This window comes from Streptomyces sp. NPDC107581, assembly GCF_055657175.1.
The window spans coordinates 102,096-115,769 of record NZ_JBVKBH010000006.1; the positions used below are offsets into that span (position 1 = coordinate 102,096).

The window sequence follows — 13,674 nt, forward strand, 5'->3', positions numbered from 1 at the left end:
CCACCATGACCACCGTCACCGACCTGTACCCCAGTCGCGGCACCACCGAGGTGTCCACCCCGCGCCAGGACCCCGTCGTCTGGGGTTCCCCCGACACGCCCGGCCCGATCCCGGCCGCCGGTCTGCAGTCGTTCGAGCGCGACGGCTTCCTCGCCATCGACCAGCTGATCACCGATGACGAAGTAGCCGTGTACCGGCAGGAGCTGGAGCGGCTCGTCGCCGACCCGGCGATCCGGGCCGACGAGCGGTCGATCGTCGAGCCGAAGTCGAAGGAGATCCGCTCCGTCTTCGAAGTGCACCGGATCAGCCAGGTGTTCGCGAGCCTGGTGCGCGACGAGCGGGTGGTCGGGCGGGCCCGGCAGATCCTCGGCTCGGACGTCTACGTCCACCAGTCGCGGATCAACGTCAAGCCCGGTTTCGGCGCCAGCGGCTTCTACTGGCACTCCGACTTCGAGACGTGGCACGCCGAGGACGGCCTGCCGAACATGCGCACCGTGTCCGTCTCGATCGCGCTCACCGAGAACTACGACACCAACGGCGGCCTCATGATCATGCCGGGGTCGCACCGGACGTTCCTCGGATGCGCGGGGGCCACGCCGGAGGACAACTACAAGAAGTCGCTGCAGATGCAGGACGCGGGCACGCCCTCGGACGAGGCACTGACCGCCATGGCATCCGCGTACGGCATCAAGTTGTTCACCGGCCGCGCGGGCTCGGCGACCTGGTTCGACTGCAACTGCATGCACGGATCCGGCGACAACATCACTCCGTTCCCTCGCAGCAACGTCTTCATCGTGTTCAACAGTGTGGAGAACAAGGCGGTGGAGCCGTTCGCGGCACCGGTGCCCCGGCCCGCGTTCATCGGGGCGCGGGATTTCACGCCGGTGCGGTGAGCCGACCCCGGCCGGGGGTCCGGGGGTCGCCCCCCGGAACATGCAGCATCGGGGCGCGGGATTTCACGCCGGTGCGGTGAGCCGACCCCCGGCCGGGGGTCCGGGGGTCGCCCCCCGGAACATGCAGCATCGGGGCGCGGGATTTCACGCCGGTGCGGTGAACCGACCCCGGCCGGGTCCGGGGACATGCGGCATCGGGGCCCGGGGCTTCGTTCCCGTGCGCTGACGTGACTACGCCGTTCCAGGGGCCTCCGGGCGTCGGCCGGAGGCCCCTGGTGCGGGTCACAGCGCCGGGTAGTCCGTGTATCCCTCGGCTCCCCCGCCGTAGAAGGTCGCCGGGTTCGCCGTGTTGAACGGACCGCCCGCCCGCAGCCGGGCCGGGAGGTCCGGGTTGGCCAGGAACAGCTGACCGTAGGCGATCAGGTCGGCCGAGCCGTCCTCGACGAGGGCGAGCGCCTCCGGGCCGGTCGGGCCCTCGGTGGCCGGGTTGAGCACGAAGGGCCCGCCGAAGCGCTTGCGCAGCACCGGGGTCAGGGCGCGGAAGTCCCCGTTCTCCATCACGTGCAGGTAGGCGAGTCCGAGCGGCTCCAGCGCGTCGACCAGGGCGGTGTACACCGGCTCCGGCTCCGGTTCCTCGATGTCGTTGAAGGGGTTGCCCGGGGAGATCCGCAGCGCGGTGCGCTCGGGGCCGATCGCGTCGGCGACGGCCCGGACGGTCTCCACGGCGAAGCGGATCCGGCCGGACACGGAGCCGCCCCACTCGTCGGTGCGCCGGTTGCTGCCGGGCGCCAGGAACTGGTGGATCAGATAGCCGTTGGCACCGTGGAGTTCGACCCCGTCGAAGCCGGCCGCGAGCGCGCCCCGGGCCGCGGCCGCGAAGTCGGCGATCGTGGCGCGGACCTCGTCGCCGGTCAGCTCCTGGGGCGTGACGAAGTCCTTGGGGCCCTGGTGGGTGAAGACCTGGCCGCGGGCCGCCACCGCCGAGGGGGCCACGTTGACCAGCCCGTCGGGCAGCAGGTCGGGGTGTCCGACGCGGCCGGTGTGCATGAGTTGGGCGAAGATCCGGCCGCCGGCGTCGTGCACGGCGCCGGTCACGGTCCGCCAGGCGGCGATCTGTTCCGGGGTGTGCAGACCGGGGGTGTCGGGGTAGCCCTGGCCGACCGCCGAGGGCTGGATCCCCTCGGTGACGATCAGGCCGGCAGAGGCGCGCTGGGCGTAGTACGCGGCGGTGAGGTCGGTGGGCAGTGCGCCCGCGGCGGCTCGGCTGCGGGTCATCGGGGCCATGGCGATGCGGCTGGTCAGGCGCAGTCCGGCGAGGTCGATCGGGTCGAAGGCGGTGGTCACGGGTACCCCCAGGAGATACAGGAGACAGTTGATTGGTCGGCCAAGCAAAGCGGCCGGGACCTACCCTAACCCAATTATTGGCCAGCCAAGTAAATTCCCCTGAGTACCCTTCGGGACGGAACGGGCGGGACGAGCAGGGCGACGGAAAGCGCGGGAACAAGCCATGGACGCCACCAACGGGCCGGCAGCGGCGAACGGGGCCGGACCCGAGTGCGCCCGGCTGCCCGCCGCCGCCCGGGGCGGGCCGGTCAGCCATGCGCTGAGCCGGGTGGCGCGGCTGCACCGCACGGCCGCCGGCTCCCTGCTGCGCGGGCTCGGGCTGTACCCGGGCCAGGAACTGGTGATGATGCACCTGTGGGAGCGGGGCCCGGCCCGGCAGGCGGAGCTGATCCGGCTGCTCGGTCTGGACCCGTCCACGGTGACCAAGATGCTCCAGCGGCTGGAGCAGGCCGGACACCTGCGCCGGCTGCCGGACCCGGCGGACCGGCGCGCGGTGCTGGTGGAGGCGACGGACTCCGGGGCACGGCTGCTCGACGAGGTCGAGCGGCTGTGGAGCACGCTGGAGGAGGAGGCCCTCGGCGGGCTGGAGCCGGCCGAGCGCGAGCAGCTGCTGGGACTGCTCGGCCGGGTCGAGGCCAATCTCTGCGGGCGGGCCGCGCAGGCGTCCTGAGCGGGTCAGCCGGCCAGCACGGTCAGCAGGCGGTCCACGTCCTCGGCCGTGTTGTAGAGGTGGAAGGCCGCGCGCAGGTTGCCCGCGCGGTTGGAGACCTCGATGCCGGCGCGGCTCAGCTCGGGCTGGCGGTCGCCGAGGCCGGGGACCGAGACGATCGCCGAGCCGGGGGCGGGCAGGGCTTCGTGGCCGAGGGCCGCGAGTCCGTGCCGGAACCGGTCGGCCAGGGCCAGGTCGTGGGCCTGTACGGCGGCCACGCCGAGTTCCTCGATCAGGGCCAGGGAGTGGCGCACGCCGGCGTAGGTGAACAGGGCGGGGCTGACGTCGAACCGCCGTGCGGAGTGGGCGAGTTCGGCCACCGGGCCGTAGCAGCTGTTCCACGGTTCCTCGGCCGCGACCCAGCCCGCCAGCAGCGGGGACAGCCCGCCGAGGTCCTCGGGGACGACGAGGAAGGCCGCCCCGTGCGGGCCGAGCAGCCATTTGAAGGTCGTGGAGACGGTGAAGTCGTACGCGTCGGCCTGCATCGGCAGCCAGCCGGCGGCCTGCGAGAAGTCGACGTAGGTGCGCGCCCCGTGGGTCCGGGCGGCCTCGCGCAGGGCGGGCAGGTCGGCGATCCGGCCGTCGGCGGACTGGGCGGCGCTGACCGCGACGAGCGCGGTGCCGGACCGCACGGACTCGACGAGCCGCTCCAGCGGGACCTCGCGCACCTTGAGGTCGCCCCTGGTGTGGAAGGGGTTCACGACCGAGGTGAAGTCGTCCTCGGCGGTCAGGACTTCGGCACCGGCGGGCAGGGAGGTGGCGACCAGAGCGGTCTGGGTCGCCACGGAGGGACCCGCCGCCACCCGGGTCACCGGCACTCCGGCGAGCCGGGCGAACGCGGCCCGGGCCAGTTCCACGTCTTCGAACAACGGATCGAGCGGCCTGCCCTCCGCCCGGACGGCCACCGCCTCGTGCAGGGCGGCGACGGTACGAGCGGGCAGCAGGCCGCTGCTCGCGGTGTTCAGGTAGGTGTTCTGCGGGGTGAACTCGGCGCGGACGAGGCTCTCGAACGTCTCCGTGGTCTCCGTGGTCTCCATGGGTCCACTCTGCGGCCCCGTGAAGTCGTAGTCCATTGCTGATTTTTACGTGGAGTCCCTCAGCCGCGCTTATACGTCCGCGCCGACCTGCGGCTTCTCAGTGCTGCGGCACCGCGCAGCCGTCCGGGCCGCATGCCTCGGCGTCCTCCTGGCCGACCTGCTCGAGCGGGGAACGCTCACCCCAGGCCTGGCTCAGCGCCTGCGTGAAGACCTCGGCGGGCTGGGCGCCGGAGACTCCGTAGGTGCGGTCCAGGACGAAGAAGGGCACGCCGTTCGCGCCGAGCTGGGCGGCCTCGCGCTCGTCGGCGCGCACCTCGTCGGCGTAGGCGGCCGGGTCGGCGAGCACCGCGCGGACGGCCTCGGCGTCCAGCCCGGCCTCCACGGCCAGCTCCACCAGCCGCTCGTCGCCCTCGGTGAAGACGGACCGCTCCTCCGCGAAGTTCGCCCGGTACAGGATCTGGATCAGCTCGTCCTGCCCGCCCCGCTCCTTGGCGAAGTGCAGCAGGCGGTGCATGTCGAAGGTGTTGCCGTGGTCGCGGCCCCGGGTCCGGTAGTCCAGGCCCTCGGCCGCGGCCTGGGCGCCCAGGTTGTCCTCGCCGGCCTGGGCCTGGGCCTCGCTCATGCCGTACTTCTTCGTGAGCATGGTGATCACCGGCTGGGCATCGCCCTTGGCGCGTCCCGGGTCCAGCTCGAAGGAGCGGTGCACCACCTCGACCTCGTCGCGGTGCGGGAAGGCAGCCAGCGCCTTCTCGAAGCGGGCCTTGCCCACGTAGCACCAGGGGCAGGCGATGTCGCTCCAGATCTCGACGCGCATGTCTTTCGGCTCTCTCCAGCTCGTACCGGCACGGAGACTCCCCCCGCGCGGTACGTGAACGTTCAAACAGCGATGTTCATTCCCCGGGCACGGAGAAGCGCAGGAAGAGCCGGTGGTCGCCGTCGGCCGGCGGGTTCTCCGGGTCGGGGATCCAGCCCTGGCGGGCGAAGAAGGCCTGGGCGCGGGCGTTGTCCGCGGGGACGTCGAGGACGGCCGTCCGTCTGCCGTCGGCCTGCCACTCCTCCACGCAGGCCGCGTGCAGGGCCGTGCCGGTGCCACAGCGCCAGTGGCCGGGGTCGACATGGAACTGGAACAGCTTGACCGTGTCCGCGGGTGCGCCGTCCGGGGTCCGGAAGGAGGCGATGGCGACGATCCGGCCCCGCTCGACGGCGCACAGCACATGGCCGTCGGGGCGCTCGATGGAGCCGCGCCAGGCCTCGGCCCCGTCGAAGTCGGCCTGCGGGAGGCCGTCCGGGTCGTACGTGGAGCGCGCCCGGACGTGCAGATCGGCGATGGCTTCGGTCTCGGCGGACAGAGCGGTGCGGATCACCAGCGCGCCGGTCACACGTTCACTGATCATGCAACGGAGGACGTGACGCCACCGGGCCCGGTTCCATGGCGGCTGAACTGGGCGCGGTAGGCGCTCGGCGTGAGGCCGGCGCGGCGGACCAGGTGGGCGCGCAGCGAGTCGGCGGTGCCGAGGCCGCAGGCGGCGGCCACCTGGTCCATCGGCAGGGTGGTGGTCTCCAGCAGTTCCTTGGCGCGCTCGATGCGCTGGTGGAGCAGCCACTGCAGGGGGCTGACCCCGCTCTCCGCGTGGAAGCGGCGGGTGAGGGTGCGCACGCTGACGCCGGCGTGCCGGGCCAGGTCGGTGAGGGTGAGCGGCCGGTCGAGGTGGCGCATGGCCCAGCCCCGGGTGTCGGCGCAGGCGGTGCCGCGCTCGGGCGGCAGCGGGGTCTGGGTGAACTGGGTCTGGCCGCCGGGGCGGACCGGTGCGACCAGGGCGAGCCGGGCGACCTCGTTGGCGACGGCGGCGCCGTAGTCGGTGCGGACGATGTGCAGGCACAGGTCGATGCCGGCGGCGTAGCCGGAGGAGGTCAGGAACTGCCCGTCCTGGGCGTAGAGGACGTCCCCCTGGACCTCGACGCCGGGATGGCGCCGGCGCATCTCCTCGGCGTGCGCCCAGTAGGTGGTGGCCTTGCGGCCGTCGAGCAGGCCGGCCTCGGCGAGCGAGAAGGCGCCGGAGCAGATGGAGGCGATGCGGATGCCGGCCCCGGCGGCCTCGCGCAGGGCCTCCACCACGCGCGGGTCGGGCGAGAAGGGCTCCCCGGTGCCCGCCACGATCACCGTGTCGGCCTCCCGCAGCGCCTCCAGGCCGTGCGGCACGTGCAGTGCGAGTGCGCCGGTGGTGGGCACCCGCCCGGGATCGGGAGCGCAGATGACCACCTCGTACCCGGCCCGCCCGGACACCTGGACCTTCTCGAACAGCAGCTCGGGGATGGCGAGGTTGAACATCGACACGGGCGGCGAGGCGACGACGGCGACACGGAACATGGCCAGAACCTCCGGATGCATGGCATTCAGGCCACTACTGTACGCCGGAAAAGATCCGCAGCATGGAGCCATGCCAACGAAAGAGACCGTCAGCACCCATGAACTCCCCCGGACCGAGGGTGACTTGAAGGGCCATCACTCCCCCGCCCTCGCCCTCACCGCCGCCCTTCTCGGCTTCGCGCTGATCACCCTCGACGCGTCGGTGGTGAACGTGGCCCTCCCGGCGATCGGCTCCGCGCTCGGCGGCGGGCTGTCCGGGCTGCAGTGGGTGGTGGACTCCTACACCCTGGCCTTCGCCGCTCTCATGCTCTCCACGGGCGCCTTCGCCGACCGCTCGGGGGCGAGCCGGGCGTACGCCCTCGGCATCACGGTGTTCACCCTGGCCTCGGCGGCCTGCGGCCTGGCGCCGAACCTGCCGGCGCTGATCGGCGCGCGGGTGGTGCAGGGCGTGGCGGCGGCCGTGGTGCTGCCCGCCTCGCTGTCCCTGGTGCGGCAGGCGTACGCCGATCCGGCCCGGCGGGCCCGGGCGGTGGCCCTCTGGGCGGCCGGGGGTTCGGTCGCGGTGGCGCTGGGTCCGGTGGCGGGCGGCGCGCTGACCACGGTCTGGGACTGGCGGGGGATCTTCTTCATCAATCTGCCGCTGGGCGCGGTCGCCCTCGCCCTGCTGCTGCGGGCGCCGCGCTCGCGGCGCAGGCCCGCGCCGCTCGACCTGCCGGGCCAGCTGACGGCCGTGGTCGCCCTGACGGCCCTCACCTTCGCGGTGATCGAGGGCGGTACGACGGGCATCGCCGCCTTCGCCGTGGCGGTCGGCGCGGGCGTCCTGTTCGTCCGGATCGAGGCACGGCAGCCGCACCCGGTCGTCCCGCTCGGCCTGTTCCGCGACGGAGCGGTGCGGGTGGCGGTCGCGGCGGGGGCGGCGTGCAGCGTGGCGTTCTACGGCATGGTGTTCGTGTTCTCGCTCTTCTTCCAGCAGGTGCAGGGCCGTTCGGCGCTGTACACCGGGCTGATGTTCCTGCCGATGTCCGGACTGATCGCGGTGACGAACGTGGTGTCCGGAAAGCTCGCCGGGCGGTACGGACCGCGCCTGCCGATGCTGCTCGGACAGGCGCTCGCGCTGGTGGGCCTGCTCGGACTGCTCTGCGTCGACGCCGGCACACCCGCCGCCGTGGTGGCCGTACTCCTCGTACCGATGGCGCTCGGCTGCGCGCTGACCATTCCCCCGCTGACGGCGGTGATGCTGGACGCCGTACCGGCCGAGCGCGCCGGTCTTGCGGCCGGGGTGCTGAACGCGGCGCGGCAGGTGGCCGGCGGGCTGGGCATCGCGGTGTTCGGCGCACTGGTGGCCGACGGCTTCGTCGCCGGTCTGCGGGTGAGCCTGGCCCTGGGTGCGGCCCTGTTCGCCGTGACCTTCCTGCTCAGCTTCCGTCGCGCAGGTCGTCCGGCCAGGCAGGCCTGAACCCGATGTGGTCGTAGGTGACCACACACCCCTCCCCCATCGGCGACTGGGTCATGAAGCCGACCAGGGCCGCGCCGGTCTCCTTCTCCTCGCCCAGTGTGAACAGCCGGACGAAGGTCCACCGCTCGCCGTCCCGGGAGGCGTGGAAGGCGAGGACGCGTCCGGTGCGGCTGATCCGCAGCCACACCGAACTGCCCTGCACGGAGAAGGAGTTGGCGTCGTCGGAGTGGCCCCGGGTGACCACCGTGCAGACGGTGGGCACGTCCGGGGAGTACTCCAGGCAGAGCTTGGCCCAGGCGCGGTCGCCCACGTGGACGTAGAGCACTCCGGCGTCGAAGGCCGCGTTGAACCCGACGGTGACCCGCGCGATCAGCTGGAAGTCGCCCTCGGGCGCCCCGAGCAGCCGGGGTGCGTCGGAGGCGGGCTCCAGGCCTTCCCCGGCGGGCGGCACGAACCGGTCCTGCCGGGGGCCGGCCCACCCGGTGAGCACGCCTCCCTCGTAGGTCCAGTTGCCGTCGGGCCCGTAGGTCCGCAGGGGGAAGGGGAGTTCGGGAAGTTCGACGTCCATCGGCCGATTCTCGCAGGGCGGCCGAGCCCGCCCAAGGGGCGCGGGGGAACTGCGCGAGGGGCCGCGACGGCGCCGCGGCCCGGCCGGAGCCCGCACTCTGCGACGGAGCCGCACCCCGGCCAGAGCCCGGCCCCTCGCGAGGGAGCCGCAGCCCGGCCAGAGCCGGGCCCACCGTGACGCAGCCACACCCCGGCCGGAGCCCCCCGGCGCCCCTACCGCTCCAGAACCCCGTTGAACCGCCGCGGAAGCCCGAGCGGATTGTCGTCGCGCAGTTCCCTGGGCAGCAGGGCCTCGGGCGCGCCCTGATAGGCGACCGGCCGCAGCCACCGCTCGATGGCCGTGCCGCCCACGGACGTGGACGTGGAGGTGGTCGCAGGGTACGGCCCCCCGTGATGCTGGGCCGGGGCCACGGCGACCCCGGTCGGCCATCCGTTCACCAGCACCCGCCCGGCCAGCCGGGTCAGCTCGGCCAGGATCTCGGCACCGCGGCCGGCACCGGCGGCCTCCTCGGCGGACAGATGGACCGTCGCCGTCAGGTTGCCCGGCAGCCGCGACAGCACCGCCGTCGCCTCGCCCTCGTCCTCGTAGCGGACCACCACGGTCACCGGCCCGAAGCACTCCTCCAGCAGCAGGTCGTACGCCCCCTGCGCGGCCAGCTTCGCCGCCGGAACCGTGAGGAAGCCCGCGCTCACCGTGTGCTCGCTTCCCGCTCCCGGCGTGACCGGCGAGTCCACCTCGGGCAGCCGCGCCCGCTCGGCGACTCCGGCGAGGAAGTTGTCCCGCATGCGGTGGTCGAGCAGGACACCCGCGTCGGTGTCGCTGACGGCGTCCGTGAGCGCCTTGACGAGGCCGTCGCCCGCCGCGCCGGACGGCACCAGCACCAGGCCCGGCTTGACGCAGAACTGGCCGACGCCCAGGGTCATGGATCCGGCCAGCCCGGAGCCGATGGCCTCCGCCCGCTCGGCCGCGGCCTCCTCGGTCACCACGACCGGGTTCAGCGAGCCCAGTTCACCGTGGAACGGGATCGGCACCGGACGTGCGGCGGCCGCGTCGAACAGGGCCCGGCCGCCCCGCACGGAACCCGTGAAGCCCGCGGCGGCGACCAGCGGGTGCCTGATCAGTTCGAGGCCCGCGTCGAAGCCGTGCACGAGGCCGACGACGCCCTCGGGGATGCCGTGTTCGGCCGCGGCCCGGCGCAGCACCTTGGCGACCAGCTCGGACAGGGCCGGGTGGTCGGGGTGGGCCTTGACGACCACGGGGCAGCCCGCGGCCAGCGCGCTGGCGGTGTCGCCGCCGGCGACGGAGAAGGCGAAGGGGAAGTTGGAGGCGGAGTAGACGGCCACGACGCCCAGCGGGACCTTGTAGCGCCGCAGATCGGGGACGGGCGGGGTGGCGGTGTCGTCGGGGTGGTTGATGACGACGTCGAGGAAGGCGCCCTCGTCGACGATGTCGGCGAAGGCCCGCAACTGGTAGGTGGTGCGGGCGAGTTCGCCGTTCAGCCGGACCGGGCCGAGGGCCGTCTCGGCGTCGGCGGCCTCGACCAGGCCGTCCCGGGCCGCGTCCAGGCCGGCGGCGGCCGAGCGCAGGAAGCCGGAGCGGACCGAACGGACGGCGAGTGCGGCCCGGGCGTCCCGGGCCGCCTCGACGGCCGTGTCCACCTCCTGGGCCGTGGCCTCCACCGCAACCTGTTCGCGCTGCTTCCCGGTGCGCGGGTCGACACTCCAGACTGGTGCTGCTGCCACCGCGGATCCCTCCAAGTAAGGCCGCACTTTCGAGGTCAACCATCAGCCGCGTTCGATATACTGAACGCTGTCTCCGATGATGAATACGCTGCTCGGAGACTATATATCTAGGTCCTCGTCGAACGAAGGGGTCAAGGGCGATGTCGGCAGGCGAGACAGGCGGCGGGGCACAGGTCAAATCCGCGGTGCGGACCGTTGAGTTGCTCGAGTATTTCGCCGGCCGGCCCGGTATGCACTCTCTCGCGGCCGTGCAGGAGGCCGTGGGATACCCCAAGTCCAGCCTGTACATGCTGCTGCGCACGCTGGTGGAGCTGGGCTGGGTGGAGACGGACGCGACGGGCACGCGGTACGGCATCGGGGTGCGGGCGCTGCTGGTCGGCACGTCCTACATCGACGGCGACGAGGTGGTGGCGGCGGCCCGGCCGACCCTCGACCGCCTCTCGGACGACACGACCGAGACGATCCACCTGGCCCGCCTCGACGGCACGAACGTCGTCTACCTGGCCACCCGGCAGTCGCAGCACTACCTGCGCCCCTTCACCCGCGTCGGCCGGCGCCTGCCCGCCCATTCCACGTCCCTGGGCAAGGCGCTGCTGGCCACCCACACCGACGAACAGGTCCGCAAGCTCCTCCCGGAGACCCTCCCCGCCCTGACCGAGCACACGATCACCGACCGCGAGAAGCTGATCGAGGAGCTGCACCAGGTCCGCGAGCAGGGCTTCGCCGTCGACCGCGAGGAGAACACGCTGGGCCTGCGCTGCTTCGGCGTCGCGATCCCGTACCGCACCCCCGCCCGCGACGCCATCAGCTGCTCGGTCCCGGTGGCCCGGCTGACCCCGGCCCACGAGCAGATGATCAAGGACGCGCTGTTCGACGCGAGGGACCGGCTGACACTGGCGACGCGGCGGCTGTGACCCGTGGGGGTCCGGCGGGCGGTCCCGGCCGCCCGGGGCCGTACACCGCCGGTCACCGCCGACGCGGGGGCAGGCGGTCGCGGCGGGCCGAGGGGGCCGGCGGCACCTGATTCGGCCCCGACGGCGTCGGGTCACGAAGGCGGTGACCCGCGGGCCCCGTCCGCCCCGGGCTGCCGGGGCCTCCCCCGAGCGGCGGAGGCGGATCATCGTCACGCAGGAAGTGGACCGGCCCGCGCGTGCGGGAGCGTCGAGGCATGACGTCCTCCGCCACCACCGCCGCCATCGGCACGTGGCGCGCCCCCGTCCTGCGGCTCGTCGCCATCGCCGCCTGCCTGCCGTATCTCTGCCACACGAGCTGCGGCAGACTCACGGAGCGGATGTACGTCGGCTTCCTGGCCGCCGCCGTCACCGGCGCCTGCCAACTCGCCTTCCGCCGCGGCCGCCGGCTTCCGGTCGCCGTTCCGCTCGCCCTGGCCTGGACCGGCTCCGGTGCCGTGGCCTGCCGGGGCTGCTGGACGGCGCTCGCCTCCCTGGTGACCCCCCACAACCTCGCCGACCGCCCGACACCGGCGTTGGACCTGACCTACGCTGTCCAGATGATCGTCGGCCTGCTCGTGGCGACCGTCGCCGCGCACCACTTCGCGGACCGGTACGCCAGGACCCCCCGGTGACCGAGGCGTTGCGCTTTCTCTTCGGCGGGCGGGCCCGGCGCCGCTGGATCCATCTGATCCTGGGCGGCGCGCTCGCCATGCCGTACGTCCTCCTCGGTTCGGTGATCGTGGGGCCGTTGACCGACGCGAAGAACGTCTTCGCATCCCCGTTCCTGCAACTGGGCTCGTTCGCCGTCGGGTTGCCGATCGCCGCCGTCACCTCGCTCTTCCCGCTGACCCGGCCGCTGGAGTCCGGTGCCGCCCGCGCGCTGTGCGGCGTGGACGCGGACGCCCTCGCCCACGGCCCGGCACGCACCCGGACCGAACGGGTGCGCACGGCCGCCTGGTTCACCCTGCATCTGGGGCTCGGCGGAATCATCGCCGGGATGTCGCTGGCCGTTCCGCCCTTCGCCGTCATGCTCCTCGTGCTCCCCCTGGTCGTCCGGCTGAGCGACACCCGGCTCGCCGTGCCCGACGCCCTCGGACACTCCTGGGCGCCGGCCCTGTCACCGGTCGCCGGCCTCGCGATGCTGCTGGCCCTCGCCGCCTGCGCCGCCGGCTGCGGAACCCTGCTCGCCCGCTGGGCGCCCGCGCTGCTCGGGCCCACGCCCGAGGACCGGCTCGCCGCGGCCGAGGCCCGCGCCGCCGACCTCGCCGTGCGCAACCGGCTCGCCCGCGAGCTGCACGACAGCGTCGGCCATGCGCTGAGCGCCGTCACCCTCCAGGCGAGCGCCGCCCGCCGTGTCCTGGACACCGACCCGGAGTTCGTCCGCGAGGCGCTCGCCGCGATCGAGGACACCACCCGGCGCACGGTCGGCGAACTCGACGCGGTGCTCGGCGTGCTGCGGGACGGCGACACACCGGGCACCGCACCCGCACCGACCCTCGCGGCCGATCTGGACGGGCTGCTGCACCGGACCAGGGCGGGCGGGCAGCGGGTGACGGCCGCCGTCGAGACCGACCCCGCCGCCCTGCCCCCGCTGGTCTCCCGGGAGGCGTACCGGATCGTGCAGGAGGGCCTGAGCAACGCCCTCAAGCACGCCGGTGAACCGGTCGGCCTCCGCGTCTCCGTCGCCGACGGCCGGCTGGAGATCACCGTCGAGAACCCCCTCGGCGGCGGCCCCGCCCCCCGCCCCGGCGGCGGGCACGGCCTGCGCGGCATCGCCGACCGGGTCCGGCTGCTGGGCGGCACCTCGCACGCGGGCGCGTCCGACGGCGTCTGGCGCCTGCACGTCCGACTGCCCCTGGAGGGTGCCGCATGACCGACGAGAACACCGGCACGACCCGGCCCGCGATCCGGGTCGTCCTCGCCGACGACGAGCGCATGGTCCGCACCGCCCTGCGGGCCATCCTCTCCGCCGAGCCCGGCCTGGAGGTGGTCGGCGAGGCGGCGACCGGCGCCGAGGCCGTGTCCGTCGTCCGGGAACTGCGCCCCGACGTCGTCCTGATGGACGTCCGCATGCCGGAGATCGACGGCATCCGGGCCACCGAGCAGATCCTCGCCACCCTCGACGAGCCGCCCCGGGTCGTGGTCGTGACCACCTTCGAGAACGACTCGTACGTGTACGACGCGCTGCGCGCCGGGGCCGCCGGGTTCCTGCTCAAGCGGGCGGACGCCGACGCGCTCGTGCAGGCGGTACGGCTGGTCGCACGCACCGACAGCCTGCTGTTCCCGTCGGCCGTACGGGCGCTCGCGGCCGAGTACACGCGCAGGGCGGCCGAGCCCCCCGCCTGGGTGAGAAGGCTCACGGGGCGCGAGAGCGAGGTGCTGCGGCACATGGCCGCCGGGCTGACCAACGCCGAGATCGCCCGGCGCATGGACGTGGGCCCCGCCACCGTGAAGACGCACGTCGCGGCGGTGCTTGCGAAGACGGGCACCCGGGACCGGACACAGGCGGTGATCGCCGCCTACGAGGCCGGGTTCCTGAGCGTGCGATGAGAAAAGCGGGCGTACGGGAACGATTGCCCCCGTCTCGATCGTCTTCACGAGCGG

Annotated in this window: 14 protein-coding genes; 7 read left to right on the top strand and 7 right to left on the bottom strand. The window is 73.5% G+C overall.

Annotated features, from left to right (window positions below; all coding sequences use genetic code 11):
• The first annotated feature begins 5 nt into the window (after positions 1–5).
• Positions 6–893 (top strand): ectoine hydroxylase, encoded by an 888-nt coding sequence (gene thpD / locus ACZ7P3_RS16675; RefSeq protein WP_472082192.1) that lies wholly within the window; start codon positions 6–8, stop codon positions 891–893.
• A 282-nt stretch (positions 894–1,175) separates the two neighbouring features.
• On the opposite strand, the gene ACZ7P3_RS16680 is transcribed toward thpD, so the two are convergent.
• Positions 1,176–2,237, bottom strand: a complete 1,062-nt coding sequence (locus ACZ7P3_RS16680) for an alkene reductase (RefSeq protein WP_472082194.1) — start codon at positions 2,235–2,237, stop codon at positions 1,176–1,178.
• 163 nt (positions 2,238–2,400) lie between these two features.
• Here ACZ7P3_RS16680 and ACZ7P3_RS16685 point away from each other — a divergent pair, with 163 nt between their 5' ends.
• Positions 2,401–2,907 carry a MarR family winged helix-turn-helix transcriptional regulator gene (locus tag ACZ7P3_RS16685; protein WP_472082196.1) on the top strand — a complete coding sequence of 169 codons (507 nt, stop codon included), beginning with the start codon at positions 2,401–2,403 and terminating at the stop codon, positions 2,905–2,907.
• Between the two features lie 5 nt (positions 2,908–2,912).
• On the opposite strand, the gene ACZ7P3_RS16690 is transcribed toward ACZ7P3_RS16685, so the two are convergent.
• The 4 genes from ACZ7P3_RS16690 to ACZ7P3_RS16705 form a co-directional block, all read right to left on the bottom strand.
• Entirely contained in the window at positions 2,913–3,983 is a 1,071-nt protein-coding gene (locus tag ACZ7P3_RS16690; RefSeq protein ID WP_472082198.1) for an aminotransferase class V-fold PLP-dependent enzyme, read from the bottom strand.
• Positions 3,984–4,080: 97 nt separating this feature from the next.
• On the bottom strand, positions 4,081–4,797 hold the full coding sequence (locus ACZ7P3_RS16695) for a DsbA family oxidoreductase (protein ID WP_472082200.1): 717 nt from the start codon (positions 4,795–4,797) through the stop codon (positions 4,081–4,083).
• 76 nt (positions 4,798–4,873) lie between these two features.
• Positions 4,874–5,377, bottom strand: coding sequence for a GNAT family N-acetyltransferase (locus ACZ7P3_RS16700; protein ID WP_472082202.1), 504 nt, complete (start codon positions 5,375–5,377; stop codon positions 4,874–4,876).
• Positions 5,374–6,372 carry a GlxA family transcriptional regulator gene (locus ACZ7P3_RS16705; RefSeq protein WP_472082204.1) on the bottom strand — a complete coding sequence of 333 codons (999 nt, stop codon included), beginning with the start codon at positions 6,370–6,372 and terminating at the stop codon, positions 5,374–5,376. Before ACZ7P3_RS16705 ends, ACZ7P3_RS16700 begins: the two co-directional genes overlap by 4 nt.
• 49 nt (positions 6,373–6,421) lie before the next feature.
• Here ACZ7P3_RS16705 and ACZ7P3_RS16710 point away from each other — a divergent pair, with 49 nt between their 5' ends.
• On the top strand, positions 6,422–7,807 hold the full coding sequence (locus tag ACZ7P3_RS16710; protein WP_472082206.1) for an MFS transporter: 1,386 nt from the start codon (positions 6,422–6,424) through the stop codon (positions 7,805–7,807).
• Here ACZ7P3_RS16710 and ACZ7P3_RS16715 read toward each other — a convergent pair.
• Both ACZ7P3_RS16715 and ACZ7P3_RS16720 read right to left on the bottom strand, forming a co-directional pair.
• On the bottom strand, positions 7,767–8,375 hold the full coding sequence (locus ACZ7P3_RS16715; protein WP_472082208.1) for a DUF1349 domain-containing protein: 609 nt from the start codon (positions 8,373–8,375) through the stop codon (positions 7,767–7,769). The two genes, ACZ7P3_RS16710 and ACZ7P3_RS16715, sit on opposite strands and share 41 nt — an antisense overlap.
• A 212-nt stretch (positions 8,376–8,587) precedes the next feature.
• Positions 8,588–10,117 (bottom strand): aldehyde dehydrogenase (NADP(+)), encoded by a 1,530-nt coding sequence (locus ACZ7P3_RS16720; RefSeq protein ID WP_472082210.1) that lies wholly within the window; start codon positions 10,115–10,117, stop codon positions 8,588–8,590.
• 140 nt (positions 10,118–10,257) lie between these two features.
• Between ACZ7P3_RS16720 and ACZ7P3_RS16725 the strand changes: the two genes are divergently transcribed.
• The 4 genes from ACZ7P3_RS16725 to ACZ7P3_RS16740 all read left to right on the top strand — a co-directional run bounded on the left by ACZ7P3_RS16725 (position 10,258) and on the right by ACZ7P3_RS16740 (position 13,620).
• Complete coding sequence (locus ACZ7P3_RS16725) at positions 10,258–11,031, top strand: IclR family transcriptional regulator (protein ID WP_316762132.1); 774 nt, start codon at positions 10,258–10,260, stop codon at positions 11,029–11,031.
• A gap of 254 nt (positions 11,032–11,285) precedes the next feature.
• Positions 11,286–11,702: a hypothetical protein gene (locus tag ACZ7P3_RS16730; protein WP_472082212.1), complete on the top strand. Its 417-nt coding sequence runs from the start codon at positions 11,286–11,288 to the stop codon at positions 11,700–11,702.
• Positions 11,699–12,943, top strand: coding sequence for a sensor histidine kinase (locus tag ACZ7P3_RS16735; RefSeq protein ID WP_472082214.1), 1,245 nt, complete (start codon positions 11,699–11,701; stop codon positions 12,941–12,943). Before ACZ7P3_RS16730 ends, ACZ7P3_RS16735 begins: the two co-directional genes overlap by 4 nt.
• On the top strand, positions 12,940–13,620 hold the full coding sequence (locus tag ACZ7P3_RS16740) for a response regulator (protein WP_472082216.1): 681 nt from the start codon (positions 12,940–12,942) through the stop codon (positions 13,618–13,620). The genes ACZ7P3_RS16735 and ACZ7P3_RS16740 overlap by 4 nt, the downstream gene beginning before the upstream one ends.
• Positions 13,621–13,674 lie beyond the last annotated feature (54 nt).

Excerpts from the sequence above, each read along its gene's own strand:
- ACZ7P3_RS16690 (WP_472082198.1), bottom strand. The coding sequence starts at position 3,983 with ATGGAGACCACGGAGACCACGGAGACGTTCGAGAGCCTCGTCCGCGCC.
- ACZ7P3_RS16715 (WP_472082208.1), bottom strand. The coding sequence starts at position 8,375 with ATGGACGTCGAACTTCCCGAACTCCCCTTCCCCCTGCGGACCTACGGG.
- ACZ7P3_RS16740 (WP_472082216.1), top strand. The coding sequence starts at position 12,940 with ATGACCGACGAGAACACCGGCACGACCCGGCCCGCGATCCGGGTCGTC.
- ACZ7P3_RS16730 (WP_472082212.1), top strand. The coding sequence starts at position 11,286 with ATGACGTCCTCCGCCACCACCGCCGCCATCGGCACGTGGCGCGCCCCC.
- ACZ7P3_RS16705 (WP_472082204.1), bottom strand. The coding sequence starts at position 6,372 with ATGCATCCGGAGGTTCTGGCCATGTTCCGTGTCGCCGTCGTCGCCTCG.
- ACZ7P3_RS16725 (WP_316762132.1), top strand. The coding sequence starts at position 10,258 with ATGTCGGCAGGCGAGACAGGCGGCGGGGCACAGGTCAAATCCGCGGTG.
- ACZ7P3_RS16700 (WP_472082202.1), bottom strand. The coding sequence starts at position 5,377 with ATGATCAGTGAACGTGTGACCGGCGCGCTGGTGATCCGCACCGCTCTG.
- thpD (WP_472082192.1), top strand. The coding sequence starts at position 6 with ATGACCACCGTCACCGACCTGTACCCCAGTCGCGGCACCACCGAGGTG.
- ACZ7P3_RS16685 (WP_472082196.1), top strand. The coding sequence starts at position 2,401 with ATGGACGCCACCAACGGGCCGGCAGCGGCGAACGGGGCCGGACCCGAG.
- ACZ7P3_RS16695 (WP_472082200.1), bottom strand. The coding sequence starts at position 4,797 with ATGCGCGTCGAGATCTGGAGCGACATCGCCTGCCCCTGGTGCTACGTG.
- ACZ7P3_RS16710 (WP_472082206.1), top strand. The coding sequence starts at position 6,422 with ATGCCAACGAAAGAGACCGTCAGCACCCATGAACTCCCCCGGACCGAG.